Origin of the sequence: Pantoea sp. MHSD4, assembly GCF_021043305.1 — a bacterium.
GTDB classification, from domain to species: Bacteria; Pseudomonadota; Gammaproteobacteria; order Enterobacterales; family Enterobacteriaceae; genus Pantoea; species Pantoea eucalypti.
Map to the genome: position 1 here is coordinate 256,754 of NZ_JAJNDH010000002.1, position 14,775 is coordinate 271,528.

At 53.4% G+C, this 14,775-nt stretch carries 14 protein-coding genes; 5 read left to right on the forward strand and 9 right to left on the reverse strand.

The window, feature by feature from the left end; genetic code table 11:
• Positions 1-5: 5 nt before the first annotated feature.
• Positions 6-1,154 carry an iron-containing alcohol dehydrogenase gene (locus tag LQK91_RS08015; protein ID WP_105099474.1) on the reverse strand — a complete coding sequence of 383 codons (1,149 nt, stop codon included), beginning with the start codon at positions 1,152-1,154 and terminating at the stop codon, positions 6-8.
• 292 nt (positions 1,155-1,446) lie between these two features.
• On the opposite strand from LQK91_RS08015, the gene gntT reads away from it, so the two are divergent.
• The gene (gntT, locus tag LQK91_RS08020; protein WP_003854041.1) at positions 1,447-2,763 is read left to right on the forward strand and encodes a gluconate transporter; all 1,317 of its coding nucleotides are present in this window, start codon (positions 1,447-1,449) and stop codon (positions 2,761-2,763) included.
• Between the two features lie 111 nt (positions 2,764-2,874).
• Here gntT and LQK91_RS08025 read toward each other — a convergent pair whose 3' ends face one another.
• Entirely contained in the window at positions 2,875-3,120 is a 246-nt protein-coding gene (locus LQK91_RS08025) for a hypothetical protein (RefSeq protein WP_003854040.1), read from the reverse strand.
• A 1,297-nt stretch (positions 3,121-4,417) separates the two neighbouring features.
• Here LQK91_RS08025 and cspE point away from each other — a divergent pair.
• From cspE to tatE, 4 genes are all read left to right on the forward strand, one after another.
• Positions 4,418-4,627, forward strand: a complete 210-nt coding sequence (cspE, locus tag LQK91_RS08030; RefSeq protein WP_006118399.1) for a transcription antiterminator/RNA stability regulator CspE — start codon at positions 4,418-4,420, stop codon at positions 4,625-4,627.
• Between the two features lie 228 nt (positions 4,628-4,855).
• Positions 4,856-5,287: a GNAT family N-acetyltransferase gene (locus LQK91_RS08035; RefSeq protein ID WP_003854037.1), complete on the forward strand. Its 432-nt coding sequence runs from the start codon at positions 4,856-4,858 to the stop codon at positions 5,285-5,287.
• Positions 5,288-5,786: 499 nt separating this feature from the next.
• Positions 5,787-6,575: a deaminated glutathione amidase gene (locus LQK91_RS08040; protein ID WP_033742974.1), complete on the forward strand. Its 789-nt coding sequence runs from the start codon at positions 5,787-5,789 to the stop codon at positions 6,573-6,575.
• 173 nt (positions 6,576-6,748) lie between these two features.
• Positions 6,749-6,952 carry a twin-arginine translocase subunit TatE gene (gene tatE, locus LQK91_RS08045; protein WP_003854033.1) on the forward strand — a complete coding sequence of 68 codons (204 nt, stop codon included), beginning with the start codon at positions 6,749-6,751 and terminating at the stop codon, positions 6,950-6,952.
• A 122-nt stretch (positions 6,953-7,074) separates the two neighbouring features.
• Here tatE and lipA read toward each other — a convergent pair whose 3' ends face one another.
• The 7 genes from lipA to mrdA all read right to left on the reverse strand — a co-directional run bounded on the left by lipA (position 7,075) and on the right by mrdA (position 14,769).
• Entirely contained in the window at positions 7,075-8,040 is a 966-nt protein-coding gene (gene lipA / locus LQK91_RS08050; protein WP_003854032.1) for a lipoyl synthase, read from the reverse strand.
• Between the two features lie 169 nt (positions 8,041-8,209).
• Entirely contained in the window at positions 8,210-8,869 is a 660-nt protein-coding gene (gene lipB, locus LQK91_RS08055; protein ID WP_105099419.1) for a lipoyl(octanoyl) transferase LipB, read from the reverse strand.
• An 80-nt stretch (positions 8,870-8,949) separates the two neighbouring features.
• Positions 8,950-9,213, reverse strand: coding sequence for a DUF493 family protein YbeD (gene ybeD / locus LQK91_RS08060; RefSeq protein WP_003854030.1), 264 nt, complete (start codon positions 9,211-9,213; stop codon positions 8,950-8,952).
• Positions 9,214-9,313: 100 nt separating this feature from the next.
• Positions 9,314-10,525, reverse strand: a complete 1,212-nt coding sequence (gene dacA / locus LQK91_RS08065; RefSeq protein WP_003854029.1) for a D-alanyl-D-alanine carboxypeptidase DacA — start codon at positions 10,523-10,525, stop codon at positions 9,314-9,316.
• A 131-nt stretch (positions 10,526-10,656) separates the two neighbouring features.
• The gene (gene rlpA, locus LQK91_RS08070) at positions 10,657-11,733 is read right to left on the reverse strand and encodes an endolytic peptidoglycan transglycosylase RlpA (protein ID WP_105099418.1); all 1,077 of its coding nucleotides are present in this window, start codon (positions 11,731-11,733) and stop codon (positions 10,657-10,659) included.
• Positions 11,734-11,743: 10 nt separating this feature from the next.
• Positions 11,744-12,856, reverse strand: coding sequence for a peptidoglycan glycosyltransferase MrdB (mrdB, locus tag LQK91_RS08075; RefSeq protein ID WP_033743010.1), 1,113 nt, complete (start codon positions 12,854-12,856; stop codon positions 11,744-11,746).
• A gap of 8 nt (positions 12,857-12,864) precedes the next feature.
• Entirely contained in the window at positions 12,865-14,769 is a 1,905-nt protein-coding gene (gene mrdA / locus LQK91_RS08080; RefSeq protein ID WP_003854026.1) for a peptidoglycan DD-transpeptidase MrdA, read from the reverse strand.
• Positions 14,770-14,775 lie beyond the last annotated feature (6 nt).

Below are 14,775 nucleotides of genomic sequence, written 5' to 3' on the forward strand. Positions count from 1 at the left end.
GTTGATCACGCCGTGATTTGCCAGGCCTGCGTAATCATCGTCTGCTTCTGTTCGTGGCTGTAATTTACCAGCGAGTTTTTGCTGTTGGCACGCGCCAGAATCCACTCGACCTCGGTGCGGCTCAGTGTGGGGCCATCCTGCCAGAACGGGGTGATCGACTGCGCCTGCAGCCACTGCTTCAGAAACTGTGCCGGTGAATCCGTGGTTTCGCTGAAAAGTTGTGGGTGTAGCTCGGCCATCAGCTTTCGCTGCAGCGGCTGCTCGCTATCAGACAACAGATCCAGGAACGGAAACAGAAGCCGTCCGCATACTTCTCCGTGATGGAACGGTTTTATCGCCCCCAGTTCTCCCGCAATACCATGGATCACGCCGAGACCCGCACTGCTGAGACTGACACCTCCCAGCCACGACGCCATCATCATCGCTTCTCGTGCCTCATCACCAACCGCATCCTCGCGATTGAGTGCAGGCCAGGCCTGAATAAACTGACGCAGACCGGTCAGCGCCAGCTGTCGGGTGAAGAGATTGCCTTTGCTGGAGAGATACGCTTCAAACAGGTGGGTAAAGGCATCAATTCCGCAGGTCGCCAGCACAGAGTCAGGTGCACCTTTCAGCAGATCCGGGTCAAGAATCGCCACCTCTGGCACAAAGACCGGGTGGCGCAATGACGCTTTGATTTGAATGTCCTGCTGGTCGGTTACCACCGCATTTTGCGTCACTTCACTGCCGGTCCCGGCAGTAGTCGGAACAGCAATCAGCGGCAACGTGATGGGCTGAACGGCAGTGTCACCCACTTTTTCCAGATAACGGGCGACAGGTAAAGGATGTTGTACCATCGCACTGAACGCTTTCGCCGCATCCAGCACACTCCCTCCACCAATCGCGACTACCCGATCAACATGCCCGCGCCAGCGCGCAACCCAGCCATCAATTTCAGTGGGTGAGGCTTCATGGCTGACAATTTCGTAGCCAATAATGTGATCGTTGAGGCCAGCTTTCAGCCGGGCGTAGGCCGGGCCCTGCAGGAAAGATTGTCCGCAAAACAGCAGGGTAGGCTGTGAACGGGCGGCCAGCAGCGGCACCAGCTTATCGAGACTACCGCGGCCAAAAAGGGTTCGTTGATTACTGTACAGCTCACTCAGGTTCTCACTCACCAGTGCATCCTTTTTACATTTCACTAAAATCTGAGTGTAACGAAAAGCGCGGCGTCGACACTGGCAAACTTTCTGATAACGCATCGGCAAAAAGTTGATCACCTTCGCAAAACAGAAATTCACCGTCGGCGGGGTGATGCTTTCCTGCGGATGTTACCCTTAACATGTTATCGGTAACAGCGTTTGTCGGGATGTGTAAACATCTTACAAAGGCACTGTTTTGTCGCCCTACGGGGATCATGATAATAAATCGACACCGTATTCCGTTCGGTGCACAAGGTGGAGAAAAGCTATGCCATTACTCTATGTGGCGATCGGCGTCGCGCTACTGTTGCTGCTGATGATTCGCTTTAAGCTCAATGGATTTATCGCGCTGATCCTGGTGGCGCTGGCCGTCGGCGTGATGCAGGGCATGCCGGTGAATAAAGTTATTACCTCAATCAAAGCGGGTGTAGGTGGCACGCTGGGCAGCCTGGCGTTGATCATGGGCTTTGGTGCCATGCTCGGTAAACTGCTGGCCGATTGCGGCGGGGCGCAACGTATCGCGACCACCCTGATTGAGAAATTCGGCACAAAGCACATTCAGTGGGCGCTGGTGCTGACCGGTTTTATTGTCGGATTTGCGCTGTTCTATGAAGTCGGCTTTGTACTGATGCTGCCGCTGGTATTCAGCGTGGCGGCGTCGGCGCGTGTGCCGCTGCTCTATGTCGGGGTGCCGATGGCCGCTGCTCTGTCCGTGACGCACGGTTTCCTTCCGCCCCATCCGGGTCCAACCGCCATTGCCACGCTGTTTAACGCAGACATGGGTAAAACGCTGCTGTTTGGCACGCTGCTGGGTATCCCTACGGTGATTCTGGCAGGTCCGGTCTACGCACGTTTCCTGAAAAATATCGATAAACCGATTCCACAGGGGCTCTATAACCCGAAAACGTTTACCGAAGCGGAAATGCCCAGCTTTGGCGTGAGTGTCTGGACGGCACTGGTACCAGTGGTGCTGATGGCGCTGCGTGCCGTGGCGGAGATGCTGCTGCCAAAAGGCCACGTGCTGCTGCCCTATGCGGAGTTCTTTGGCGACCCGGTCATGGCGACCCTGATTGCGGTGCTGATTGCCATCTTCACCTTTGGACTGAATCGTGGCCGCACGATGGAACAGGTGATGGATACCCTGACCGACTCGATCAAAATCATTGCCATGATGTTGTTGATCATCGGTGGTGGCGGTGCCTTTAAACAGGTGCTGGTGGACAGTGGCGTAGATAAATATATCGCCAGCATGATGCACTCAACGCAGCTGTCACCCATCTTTATGGCGTGGTCGATTGCCGCAGTGCTGCGTATTGCGCTGGGCTCTGCCACGGTAGCAGCGATTACTGCCGGCGGTATTGTTGCACCGCTGATTGTTACCAGTGGCGCCAGCCCGGAACTGATGGTGATCGCCGTGGGGTCCGGCAGCGTGATCTTCTCTCACGTTAACGACCCTGGATTCTGGCTGTTCAAAGAGTATTTCAACCTGACGATTGGCGAAACCATTCGCTCCTGGTCTGCGCTGGAAACCATTATTTCGGTTTGTGGCCTGGTGGGTTGCCTGTTGCTCTCCTGGGTGATTTAACCTGTCGTCGCTGGCAAATCTGTCAGCGGCTCTCTGTTTTGACCGGGTGCACGACGTTAAAACTAAAATGGGCCGCAAGTGCGGCCCAGGCTGTCACTTAATTCTGACGCCTTAGTGAGGCGGTTCAAAACCGGCTTTCACCATCTCTTCCCGCAGCGCACGTGCAATTTCACGGTTGCCGCCAGTGACCGGGTAGATCACGTTATTCACCACATCATCAAGATAGTGCTCGTCAAACTCCTGCATAGAGAGCTGCGTGCCGCCTTCATCGTTGATGGCGAAAGAACCTCTGATGTGGTTACCGCTGTTTTTGGCCTTAAGGCTGTAGCGGCCCATGCTGGTATTAATCGTGCTCATAAGATCTCCTCGCGACTCATTTCAGTCTCATCACTATTGAGGCCTGCCTTGCCGCATAAATTTTAGCCAGGAGTATTCTTTAAAACGAAAAAAGAGTGCCGGTAAAAACTGGTGTTGCGATCGCTATCCCAGAAAGCAAATAAAGAGCAGGATTGGTGAACTTTTGACCAATTGAAGCCTGGGTGAAGCGGCGCGATAAATATTCCTGTCTATACTGCCTACAGGAAACGTGTCTAATCAGTGAGGGAAAAGGAAATGAAAATTATTCTGTGGATTATCGCGATTATCTTTATCGTCGGCCTGCTGACCCTGACAGGGGTGTTCAAACTGATTTTCTGATTTTTGTAAAAGCTTCAGCGACAACGGGCACCTAATCAGGTGCCCGAACTGTTTTCTGGCTGGCCAGCAGACACTGTGTAATGGGATCCATCGGCGTCGTGGGCAGCAGATCCTGGGAATCCAGGCATTTTTTACAGTTCGCACAGCGGGCACCATGAACGTTGTGCTCTTCCTCGTGATATTCCGTAAAAACGAATCGGGTGCTTCCGCACTGACTGCAGCGTATCTTCATCACCATCCTGTGCATCACTCTCCTTTTCATTTGCCCGGAAGGAAGCTATCCCCTCACCGGTTAAGCGGACGTAATCTATTGCCGGGTAATATTATTCCGGCTCGCCATAAGAAAAGTAGTTGCTCATAACGTTAATTGTTTGTTGCCAGATGCGAATCCGGACACTAAAAAGCACTTCATTGATCTTTCTCAAGGTTTGCCTGCTTTTGGTGAAAATATCAGCAGGTGGCCTGCTCTCACTGGGGGCAATGGCACAGCAGTCTCAATATTGTCTGAGAAAAAGTCGTTTCGGCGGATAGGAATTTGCGATCAATTGCACATTAAATAACCAGACGCGTTACGGCGGCCTCCGGAAGCAGGGAAATCGGATTTTTATGCTGAGGTTTACTACCCGCAGGACGATAAAAAATAACGCTTTTGAGACGATCGTTATCAGTAATAACAGGAATACGTCTTAATAAGATTTTCCTTTTTAACCTCAAAACGTCACGGTGCTAAAGATCAAAAAGGTTTGCCTTTCCAGCAGGTTAGTGGAAGGCACAGGCCATACGTCTGATCCCTGCTGATGAGTGTTTCGCAAGTCGAAAAGCAGGAAAGTGTGATGCATGTACGGAAAGTCGATATTTATCACTTTTTCATCAAATCATGCTGGACAAATCCCTCAGCAATTGCTGTACTAGACCCCGACACAGTTTAGTGTCCATTTTTCATGTAAAGGTAATATAGATGTCTAAGATCAAAGGTAACGTTAAGTGGTTTAATGAATCTAAAGGATTCGGTTTCATTACTCCTGAAGATGGCAGCAAAGATGTATTCGTACATTTCTCTGCAATCCAGAGCAACGGCTTCAAAACTCTGGCTGAAGGTCAGCGCGTAGAGTTTGAAATCACCGACGGCGCTAAAGGCCCATCTGCTGCTAACGTTATCAGTCTGTAAGTTAACAGTCAGAATTCTAAAAACCCGCCTTATGGCGGGTTTTTTTATGGCTGTAATCTGCGCTTCATCCCTCACATCGTAACCTTCTGAATTGTCCCCAGGGGCGCACAAACTGCGCGGCGGTTCACAATAAATCCTCGTAACATATTTATAACAACCAGCTGTGCAGCTTTTTAGCCTGCGACGCTATATAACAGTGCTACAGAACCCGATGAGTGAGGAGACAGGATGAACATACGGCATGCGGAGTTGAGAGACAGTTTTGCGTTGAGTGCCTTGCTGAGTGAGTTAGGCTACGGCGGCACTGAAAGTTTCATTGAGCAGCGTCTGGCGCAGTTATGCAGCGATCCCAGTGAAGCGCTGTTAGTGGCTGAACTGGGCAGTCAGGTTCTGGGTTTCCTTTCACTTCATTTTATTCCTCAGCTGGCCCTGGCCGGTGATTTCGCCCGCATCAGTTACTTCTGTATTGCGGAAGGTGAGCGCAGCAAAGGCGTCGGCCAGCAACTGCTCCAATATGCCGAAACGCTGGCAGCCCGCCGTGGCTGCGATCGTATGGAAGTCCATTGCCATCAGTCACGGCTCAAGGCGAATCAGTTTTACGCGCGCGAGGGTTATGCTGAATCACCCTGTTATCTCATTAAAAATCTGCAAGCGGGTTAAATTCCCGTCCTGAGGCGATGACCAGTGCCTCGGCAATCATCTCCCGCTGTTCATCCCTGAGGCTGGCGACAGGGATTATTGCTGACCTGCTACCACAGCATTTGTTCTTTGCCAGCACTTTCTGCTTCCTATCTGGTTTCAGGACAGCATAAACAGTTGTCCGACTGCTGATTAGCGCCGTTACCTCACGTGATGCAGACACTCTCTGCATACCCATCGGGACGGCGTCCACGCAGAACACGCACTGAAGCTGTTAGCGGTATTAAGGGCGGCGAGCGATAGCGCTTAGAGGCTATGGCGGTATAAAAGAAAACAGGATGACACTGCACTGGCTGTACAATGCCGAAGCACAGCGCAGGAATAAGCGGCGATCAGGTTCGTTTTAAAGAGAACAGACAACGATCGCCGGCTCTGGATGCGAGCATTCTCTGCAAGGGCTTAATCACTGATGAGTGACGCGGGAAGTGACACTTCTGGTCGCTGGGGGAGGAAAGAGATGATGAAAGTTGCACTGGGACAATTTGCGGTCAGCCGTGAATGGCAGGAGAACGCTGATAGCTGTCTGGCTCTGATGAAGCGGGCAGCAGAGGGAGAAGCGGATCTGCTGGTCCTGCCAGAAGCTGTTCTGGCGCGCGATAATACCGATCCCGATTTAGTGGTGAAAGCCGCACAGCCGCTGGATGGCCCTTTTATCACACAGTTGCTGGCTGCCAGTGAGCATAATGCGCTGACCACTATAATGAGCGTCCATGTCCCCAGTGACCAGCATAAAGCGCTCAATGTACTGGTGGCTATCCGCAACGGCGAAATTATTGCCACCTATGAAAAGCTGCATCTGTACGATGCATTTGCCGTGCAGGAATCGCAACGGGTCAATCCAGGCCATGTCATTCCACCGCTGATTGAGGTTGCGGGTATGAAAGTCGGATTAATGACCTGCTATGATGTGCGTTTCCCGGAACTGGCACGACGACTGGCGCTGGACGGTGCAGAAGTGCTTGTGTTGCCTGCCGCATGGGTGAAAGGCCCGCTGAAAGAGATGCACTGGGATTTACTGACCCGTGCCCGCGCGCTGGAGAACACCTGCTATATGGTGGCGGTGGGCGAGTGTGGCCCACGCAATATTGGCAACAGTCTGGTGGTCGACCCGCTGGGGGTAGCGGTGGCGAATGCCGCGGAGTCCCCGACACTACTGTTTGCTGAACTCGACCCGGAACGCGTCGTCTATGCCCGACAGATGCTGCCGGTACTGGAGAACCGGCGCTTTGCGCGTCCTGAACTCAAGTGATCTAAGGATAAAAATCCATGACGACAAAGCGAGCAAAACGCTGAGTGCTGGCACTTGTGCATACTTAATCGGCCTCTCTGAGATCTCACTCTGTTACAGATTCCAGTTGTCGCCGCAGGCAAACTGCGCGTAAATAACAGTCACCGTGATTTGAATAAGTTGAAAGGTTAAATATGGAAGGTATCAGTATTGCCAAGCTGCTGATTATCGGTGCGCTTATCGTACTGCTTTTTGGTACCAACAAGTTGCGCTCACTGGGCGGCGATCTGGGCTCCGCGATTAAGGGCTTCAAAAAAGCCATGAAAGACGAAGATACCAGCGCAACCCGAACAACCGCTGAAGACGTACCGGCAGAACGCGTCGTTCATAAAGATTAATCGGTTATTTGCTGAAAATAACTGTTACTTTTTATTTCAGGCAACGTCAGGCACGCATAAAAAAACCAGGCTGTTTCCAGTCTGGTTTTTTGTTTTTCAGGCTTCTGATAGCGGAGGCCGGCTTATTTCACTTCTTCGCCTTTGGCCTGCATATCCGCATGATAGGAAGAGCGGACAAACGGACCGCATGCGGCATGGGTGAAGCCCATCGCCATCGCTTCTTCTTTCATCTCATCAAATTCAGCCGGGCTGACGTAGCGCTGAACCGGCAGGTGGTGACGGCTCGGCTGCAGATACTGGCCCAGAGTCAGCATGGTGACACCGTGGCGACGCAGATCGCGCATCACTTCCACGATTTCGGCGTTGGTCTCACCCAGCCCAACCATCAGACCCGATTTGGTCGGGATATCCGGATGCGCTTCTTTGAACCGCTCCAGCAATTTCAGTGACCATTCGTAGTTAGCGCCCGGCCGCACCTGGCGGTAGACGCGTGGTACGTTTTCCAGATTGTGGTTAAACACATCCGGTGGCGTTGCGGTGAGAATTTCCAGCGCACGGTCCATGCGGCCACGGAAGTCCGGAACCAGTGTTTCAATTTTAATCGTGGGATTTTTTTCGCGAATCGCGCGGATACAGTCTGCAAAATGTTGTGCACCGCCATCACGTAAATCATCGCGGTCAACAGAGGTGATCACGACGTAGCGCAGGCCCATATCGGCAATCGTCTGCGCCAGTTTTGCCGGTTCGTTAGCATCAGGCGCATTAGGACGGCCATGTGCCACATCGCAGAACGGACAACGACGGGTACAGATAGCACCTAGAATCATAAAGGTGGCAGTACCGTGGTTGAAGCATTCAGCAAGGTTAGGGCAGGAGGCCTCTTCGCAGACTGAGTGCAGCCCGTTTTTACGCATCGCGGCTTTAATGCCCTGAATACGACTGGAGTCAGCTGGCAGCTTGATTTTCATCCATTCCGGCTTACGCAACATCTCCTGCCGTTCAACAGCCACGGTTTTCACCGGGATCAGCGCCATTTTGTCTGCGTCACGATATTTGACGCCGCGTTCCATCTGAATTGGTTTACTCATAAATCAGCAGGTTCCGGTCGGATTGCGATTTGAAAGCGTTCCCACTCAAACCGGGAAGGGGGCTTTCAACTTTATTTGAAAAAAGTGCAAAAATTATATCATCACATCGCCTGCGAAGCAGCCACAGTCAGCACGGATACGTTACATATTTGTAAATTCGCATTCTGCGTTAAGGCTTAACAGGGAGATCGCCTGATATCCATTCAACATTTTCATAACCTGACAGCCGCGCAAAGGCGCTGACCAGCGGAGAACGTACCTGCTCCGTTGTCACCTCTGGCTCAAAATTTTTCAACTGGGTCATGCTCATCCCGGCGTAACCACAGGGATTGATGCGCAGGAAAGGAGATAAATCCATGGCCACATTCAGCGCCAGGCCGTGAAATGAACAGCCTTTGCGGATGCGTAATCCCAGTGAACAGATTTTCTCTTCCCCGACATAAACGCCAGGGGCATCCGCGCGGGCGCGGGCGCTGACGCCGAACTCTGCCAGCGTCGCGATTACCGTCTCTTCCAGAATGGTCACCAGCTGGCGCACGCCGAGTTTACGGCGTTTCACATTGATCAGGACGTACATCACCTGCTGTCCCGGCCCGTGATAGGTCACCTGACCGCCACGATCGCTCTGCACCACCGGAATATCGCCTGGCATCAGCAGATGCTCCGCTTTTCCCGCCTGACCCTGCGTAAAGACCGGAGGATGCTCGACCAGCCAGATTTCGTCACGACTCTGGTCATCGCGCTGGTCGGTGAAGTGATGCATGGCGTCGGAGACAGATTGCCAGTCGCACAGACCGGACTGACGGACAAAGAGGGTTTCAACTGACAAAACGATAGCCCGCTAAAGGAAATAACGTTAAGAATAGCGTCGGCAAACCGTCAGGCAGAGGCGCCTTGCCGACCCGTAAATTACAGGACCATCCGCACGATTTCGATGTTGCCCAGCTCTTCGTACAGGCGTTCAACCTGCTCGATGTGGGTGGCGGTGATAGTGATGTTTACGGAGTGATAGTTGCCTTTGCTGCTCGGCTTAACTTCAGGGCTGTAGTCGCCGGGCGCATGACGTTGCACCACTTCAACCACTTGATCAACCAGCTCCGGTTGCGCCAGACCCATTACTTTGTAGGTAAACGGGGTAGGAAATTCGAGCAGCTCATTCAGTTTGGTTTTCATATTAACTCCGGTGCATAAAAAACAGGCTCCCGCCTGAGCGGGAGCATCATAATATCCTGTAATGGGGGCAGAAGGGTGATTTTTCAATCACCCCTTACGCTTAACCGAACCAGTGATGGAACATCAGTTTGATGTAATCAACGATACGGCCAAAGAAACCACCCTCAGAAACTTCGTTCAGCACCACCAGCGGACGCTGTTCGATAGTTTTGCCATCCAGCTGGAAGTTGATGCTGCCCACAACCTGGTTTTTCTTCAGTGGCGCGTGCAGTTCTGTATTGGTCAGCACATAGCTGGCTTTCAGATCTTTCATACGGCCACGTGGAATGGTCAGGTAAGCATCTTTTTCCACGCCCAGTTGTACACGGTCATTATCACCGAACCAGACTGGCTCAGAAGCGAACTCTTTGCCTGCTTTCAGTGGCGCAACAGTTTCAAAGAAACGGAAGCCCCAGGTGAGCAGTTTCTTGCTCTCAGTTTCACGGCCTTTATAGGTATGACCGCCCATCACAGCGGAGATCAGGCGCATCTGGCCTTCGGTCGCTGACGCCACCAGGTTGTAACCGGCTGAGTTAGTATGACCGGTTTTGATCCCATCCACGTTCAGGTTGGTATCCCACAGCAGACCATTACGGTTCATCTGACGGATATTATTGAAGGTGAACTCTTTCTCTTTATAAACAGCATACTCTTCCGGTACGTCGCGGATCAGCGCCTGGCCGATCAACGCCATGTCGCGCGCGGAGCTGTACTGACCTTCCGCGTCCAGGCCATGAACGGTCCCGAAGTGGGTATTCTGCAGGCCAAGCGCTTTGACGTAGTTGTTCATCAGGTTAACAAAGGCATCCTGACTGCCAGCGACATAGTCAGCCATCGCAACGCAGGCGTCGTTACCGGACTGCAGGACAATGCCACGGGTCAGCTGTGAAACCGGCACGCGATCGCCTGGTTTCAGGAACATCAGCGAAGAACCTTTAAACACCGGGTTGCCGGTCGCCCAGGCATCCGGGCCGACGGTCACCAGATCATCCTGATGAATTTTGCCCGCTTTCACGGCCTGACCAATGACATAGCTGGTCATCATCTTGGTCAGACTGGCAGGATCGCGGCGTGCATCGGCGTTTTTCTCTGCCAGCACTTTGCCTGAGTTGTAGTCGATGAGGACATACGCTTCGGCATCAATGTCCGGCACGCCCGGAATCATGGTCTTGAGATTGACGTCATCAGCAATAGCAGCATGGCTGAGAGAGATAGCGATCAGTGATCCCACTGTCAGGCGTTTCAGTAAACGAGATGATTTCAGCGTGTTCATGTGTAGGACTACAACATCCGTGAGTTTGAGGTTAAAAATGTCACTCATCATAACCAATGCCAGATTTTCTGGCACCGGGCATGATGATTGGGTTGTTAGCAGACGTAACCTGCAGTGCTCTGAACCACGGTTCAGCGACGTGTGTTCGTAATAAATGACGCGGCCTGGCCTTCACTGCTCAGGCGCTGTTGCAGCGCAGCCGCTTCGGCGCGGGAGGTATAACCACCAAGCTGTACGCGATAGACATTGTTGCCCGCGTTTTCAACCTTGCCGGGCACACCATAACGCTGGCTCAGGCTTTTCATCATCTGCTGCGCACGCGCCGGATCGTTCAGCGCACCAACCTGCACCACATAGCCATCGGCGGAACCACTGCTGGCTGCAGGCGAGGCACTGGCTGCTGCGGGTGCGGAACTGGCAGGTGCGGCGGCTGGCGGCTCGTTACCTTCCAGTACACCGTTCGCTAATGGCTGGGGTGCGCCAAGAAAGCCGCTGCTCTGGACTGGCGCGCCCATGTTGTCACTGCTCTGCAGCGTGCTGTTGCTGATGGCTTCAACATTCTGTGCAGGCGGTTCAGAAGGGGCTGCGCTGCCGCCGTTCATCACCGCGCCGCCACTCAGATCCGGGCGGGCAGGCAGAGAGTAGCTCTGTTTGGCTACCACGGTTCCGATGGTGCCGGGACCTGAGAGCGTGCCGTCGGGTGCGACCTTGATGTAGTCGACGCGTACCCGCGAATTGTTAGAGATATTCAGGCGATCACCGGCAGCCCGCGACAGGTCGATAATGCGTCCCGGCGTGTAGGGACCGCGATCGTTAACGCGCACCACAATCTGACGGCCATTCGCGATATTGGTCACGCGCACATAGCTCGGCAGCGGCAGAGTAGGGTGAGCCGCAGTCAGCGCATCGGGATCGTAAGCTTCACCGGTGGCGGTGCGGTTGCCCTGTGCCTCTTCACCGTACCAGGTTGCCAGACCGACTTCGCTGTAGTTCGACGGATCTTTGATAATGCGATAATTTTTGCCGTTAACGCTGTAATCCTGGCTGGTGCCCGGATTGATTGGCTCATAACGTGGCTCAACGCCTGGAATCTCTACCACCGGTCCGTTGTAAGCCGGTTGCGGCGGCGCCGTATTTTGGGGTTCGGGCGTGGTACAGGCCGCCAGAACCAGTGATGCCAGTGCAACGCCAAGCCATTCCTTACGCATCTGCAGCCTCTTAGACACTTTTAGATAACATTTTTCGGTGAGTGTGGATCGACATCACAATGCCAAATCCCGCCATAAGCACGATAAGCGCGGAGCCGCCATAACTGACCAGCGGCAGCGGCACGCCAACTACCGGTAAGATACCACTAACCATGCCAATATTAACGAAAACATAAACGAATAAAATCAGCATTAAACCGCCCGCCATAACACGGCCAAAGGTGGTCTGCGCCCGGGCTGCTACCACCAGTCCCCGCATGATCAGCAGCAGATAGAGGGCCAGCAGCAGCAGTACGCCGACCAGCCCTAACTCTTCGGCCAGAACGGCGAAGATAAAGTCAGTATGACGTTCCGGCAAAAACTCCAGCTGAGACTGGGTGCCCTGCAGCCAGCCTTTTCCGCGCAGTCCGCCCGAGCCAATCGCGATTTTCGACTGGATGATGTGATAACCGGCACCCAGCGGGTCCGTTTCCGGATCGAGCAGCATCATGACGCGGTCGCGCTGATAGTCGTGCATCAGGAAGAACCACAGAATCGGGATAAAGGCGGCGACCAGCAGTACCGCCACGCTAATCAGTTTCCAGCTCATTCCTGAGAGGAAAAGCACAAACAGGCCCGAGGCGGCAATCAGAATCGAGGTGCCGAGATCGGGCTGTGCGGCCACCAGCAGAGTAGGCAGGAAGATCAGAATCAGCGCGATACCGGTATTTTTCAGCGTCGGCGGACAGACATCGCGGTTGATAAAGCGCGCCACCATCAGCGGCACCGCGATCTTGGCAATCTCCGAAGGCTGGAAACGCACAAAGCCGAGATCGAGCCAGCGCTGGGCCCCTTTACTGATCTGTCCAAAAGCATCCACTGCCACCAGCAGGATGACGCAGACAATATAGAGATAGGGCGCCCAGCCTTCATAAACGCGCGGCGGCACCTGCGCCAGCACAATCATGATCACCAGACCCATCGCGATCTGCCCGAGTTTACGCTCCATCATGCCAGGATCCTGTCCGCTGGCACTCCAGATCACCACGGCGCTGTAGGTCAGCAGCGCGAGAATGATCAGCATAAACATCGGATCGATGTGGATGCGCATCCAGATCGATCGTTTCTGCGGACTATCTTGCATCGACATGTTTATTCACCTTCATAACCGGGCGGCACAGGGGCGGCGTCCGGCAGAACTGTATTGTTATCACCCAACATAATGTGATCCAGAATCTGGCGCATGACGGTGCCGACAGCCGGACCGGCGCCACCGTTTTCCAGGATAATGGTCACAGCGACCCGAGGTTTGTCATAAGGGGCAAACGCGGTCATTAATTTATGGTCGCGTAATCGTTCAGCAATTTTATGGGCGTTATACGTTTCGTTCTCTTTCAGGCCGAAGACCTGTGCTGTACCGGACTTGGCGGCGATTTTATAGGGCGCATCAGCAAAACTCTTGTGCGCGGTACCATTAGGGCGATTCGCCACGCCGTACATGCCATCTTTGGCGATTTCCCAGAAGCCGGAATGGATATCACCAATAGGGGCCTCAGGCGGCTGACGATAGGGCACCAGGGTACGACCTTCGCGGGTAGCACGCAGCATATGCGGCACCTTGACGACACCGTCATTGATTAAAATCATCATCGCTTTGTTCATCTGCAGCGGGGTTGCCGTCCAGTAACCCTGACCGATCCCCACCGGAATGGTATCACCCTGATACCACGGCTTTTTAAACCGTTTCATTTTCCAGTCGCGGGTAGGCATATTACCGGCGCTCTCCTGCGGCAAATCGATGCCGGTACGGCTGCCATAACCAAATTTGTTCATCCACTCCGACAGGCGGTCAATACCCATGTCGTAGGCGACCTGATAGAAGAAGGTATCAGCAGACTCTTCCAGTGCTTTGGTGACGTTCAGACGGCCGTGGCCCCACTTTTTCCAGTCACGAAAACGCTTTTCTGAACCCGGAAGCTGCCACCAGCCGGGATCAAACAGACTGGTGTTACGGTTGATCACGCCCGCACTCATGGCAGAAACCGCGACATAAGGTTTGACTGTGGAAGCCGGTGGGTAAGCCGCCTGAATGGCGCGGTTGTAGAGCGGGCGGTTTTCATCTTCCAGCAGTCCACGGTAATCCTTACTGGAAATACCGTCGACAAATAAGTTGGCATCGTAGCTCGGCGTAGAGACCATGGCGAGAATTTCGCCGGTGCGCGGGTCGCTGACCACCACTGCTGCGCGACTTCCCGCCAGCAGAGTCTCGACATATTGCTGCAGTTTGAGATCGATCGTCAGATAGATATCACGTCCAGCCTGAGGTGACTCCTCATGCAACTGGCGAATAACGCGGCCACGATTGTTAACCTCTACCTCTTCAAAGCCGGTTTTGCCGTGCAGCAAACTCTCGTAATACGCTTCAATCCCCAGCTTACCGATATCGTGTGTTGCGGCATAGTTCGGCCATATGCCCTCTTTATCGAGGCGGGCAACGTCACGGTCGTTGATTTTTGACACGTAGCCGACGACATGCGTCAGCGTGGCACCGTAAGGATAGTAGCGGCGCTGATAACCTTTCACTTCCACGCCGGGGAAACGGTACTGATTAACCGCAAAGCGCGCCACCTGCACTTCATTCAGACCGGTTTTAACCGGGATAGAGGTGAAACGACGTGAGCGTTTACGCTCTTTCTGGAAATTCTCGAGGTCTTCATCCGTCAGCTCAAGAACCGGACGTAAGTTTTCCAGCGTCTGTTGCAGGTTATCGACTTTTTCCGGGACAAGTTCAGCCTGATAGATGGTGCGGTTCAGTGCCAGCGGGGTGCCGGTACGATCGTAAATTATGCCGCGACTGGGCGCGACAGGCACCAGTTTGATGCGGTTCTGGTTAGAGCGGGTGCTGTAATCATCAAAGCGAAGAATCTGCAGGTGGTAGAGGTTAACCACCAGAATTGACGAGAGCAGTAAGATACCGACGAAGGCGATAAACGCCCGACGGACAAAGAGTTTCTGTTCGGCGCTGTAATCGCGAAAGGCGTTGCTTTGTAATTTCATCCGCTA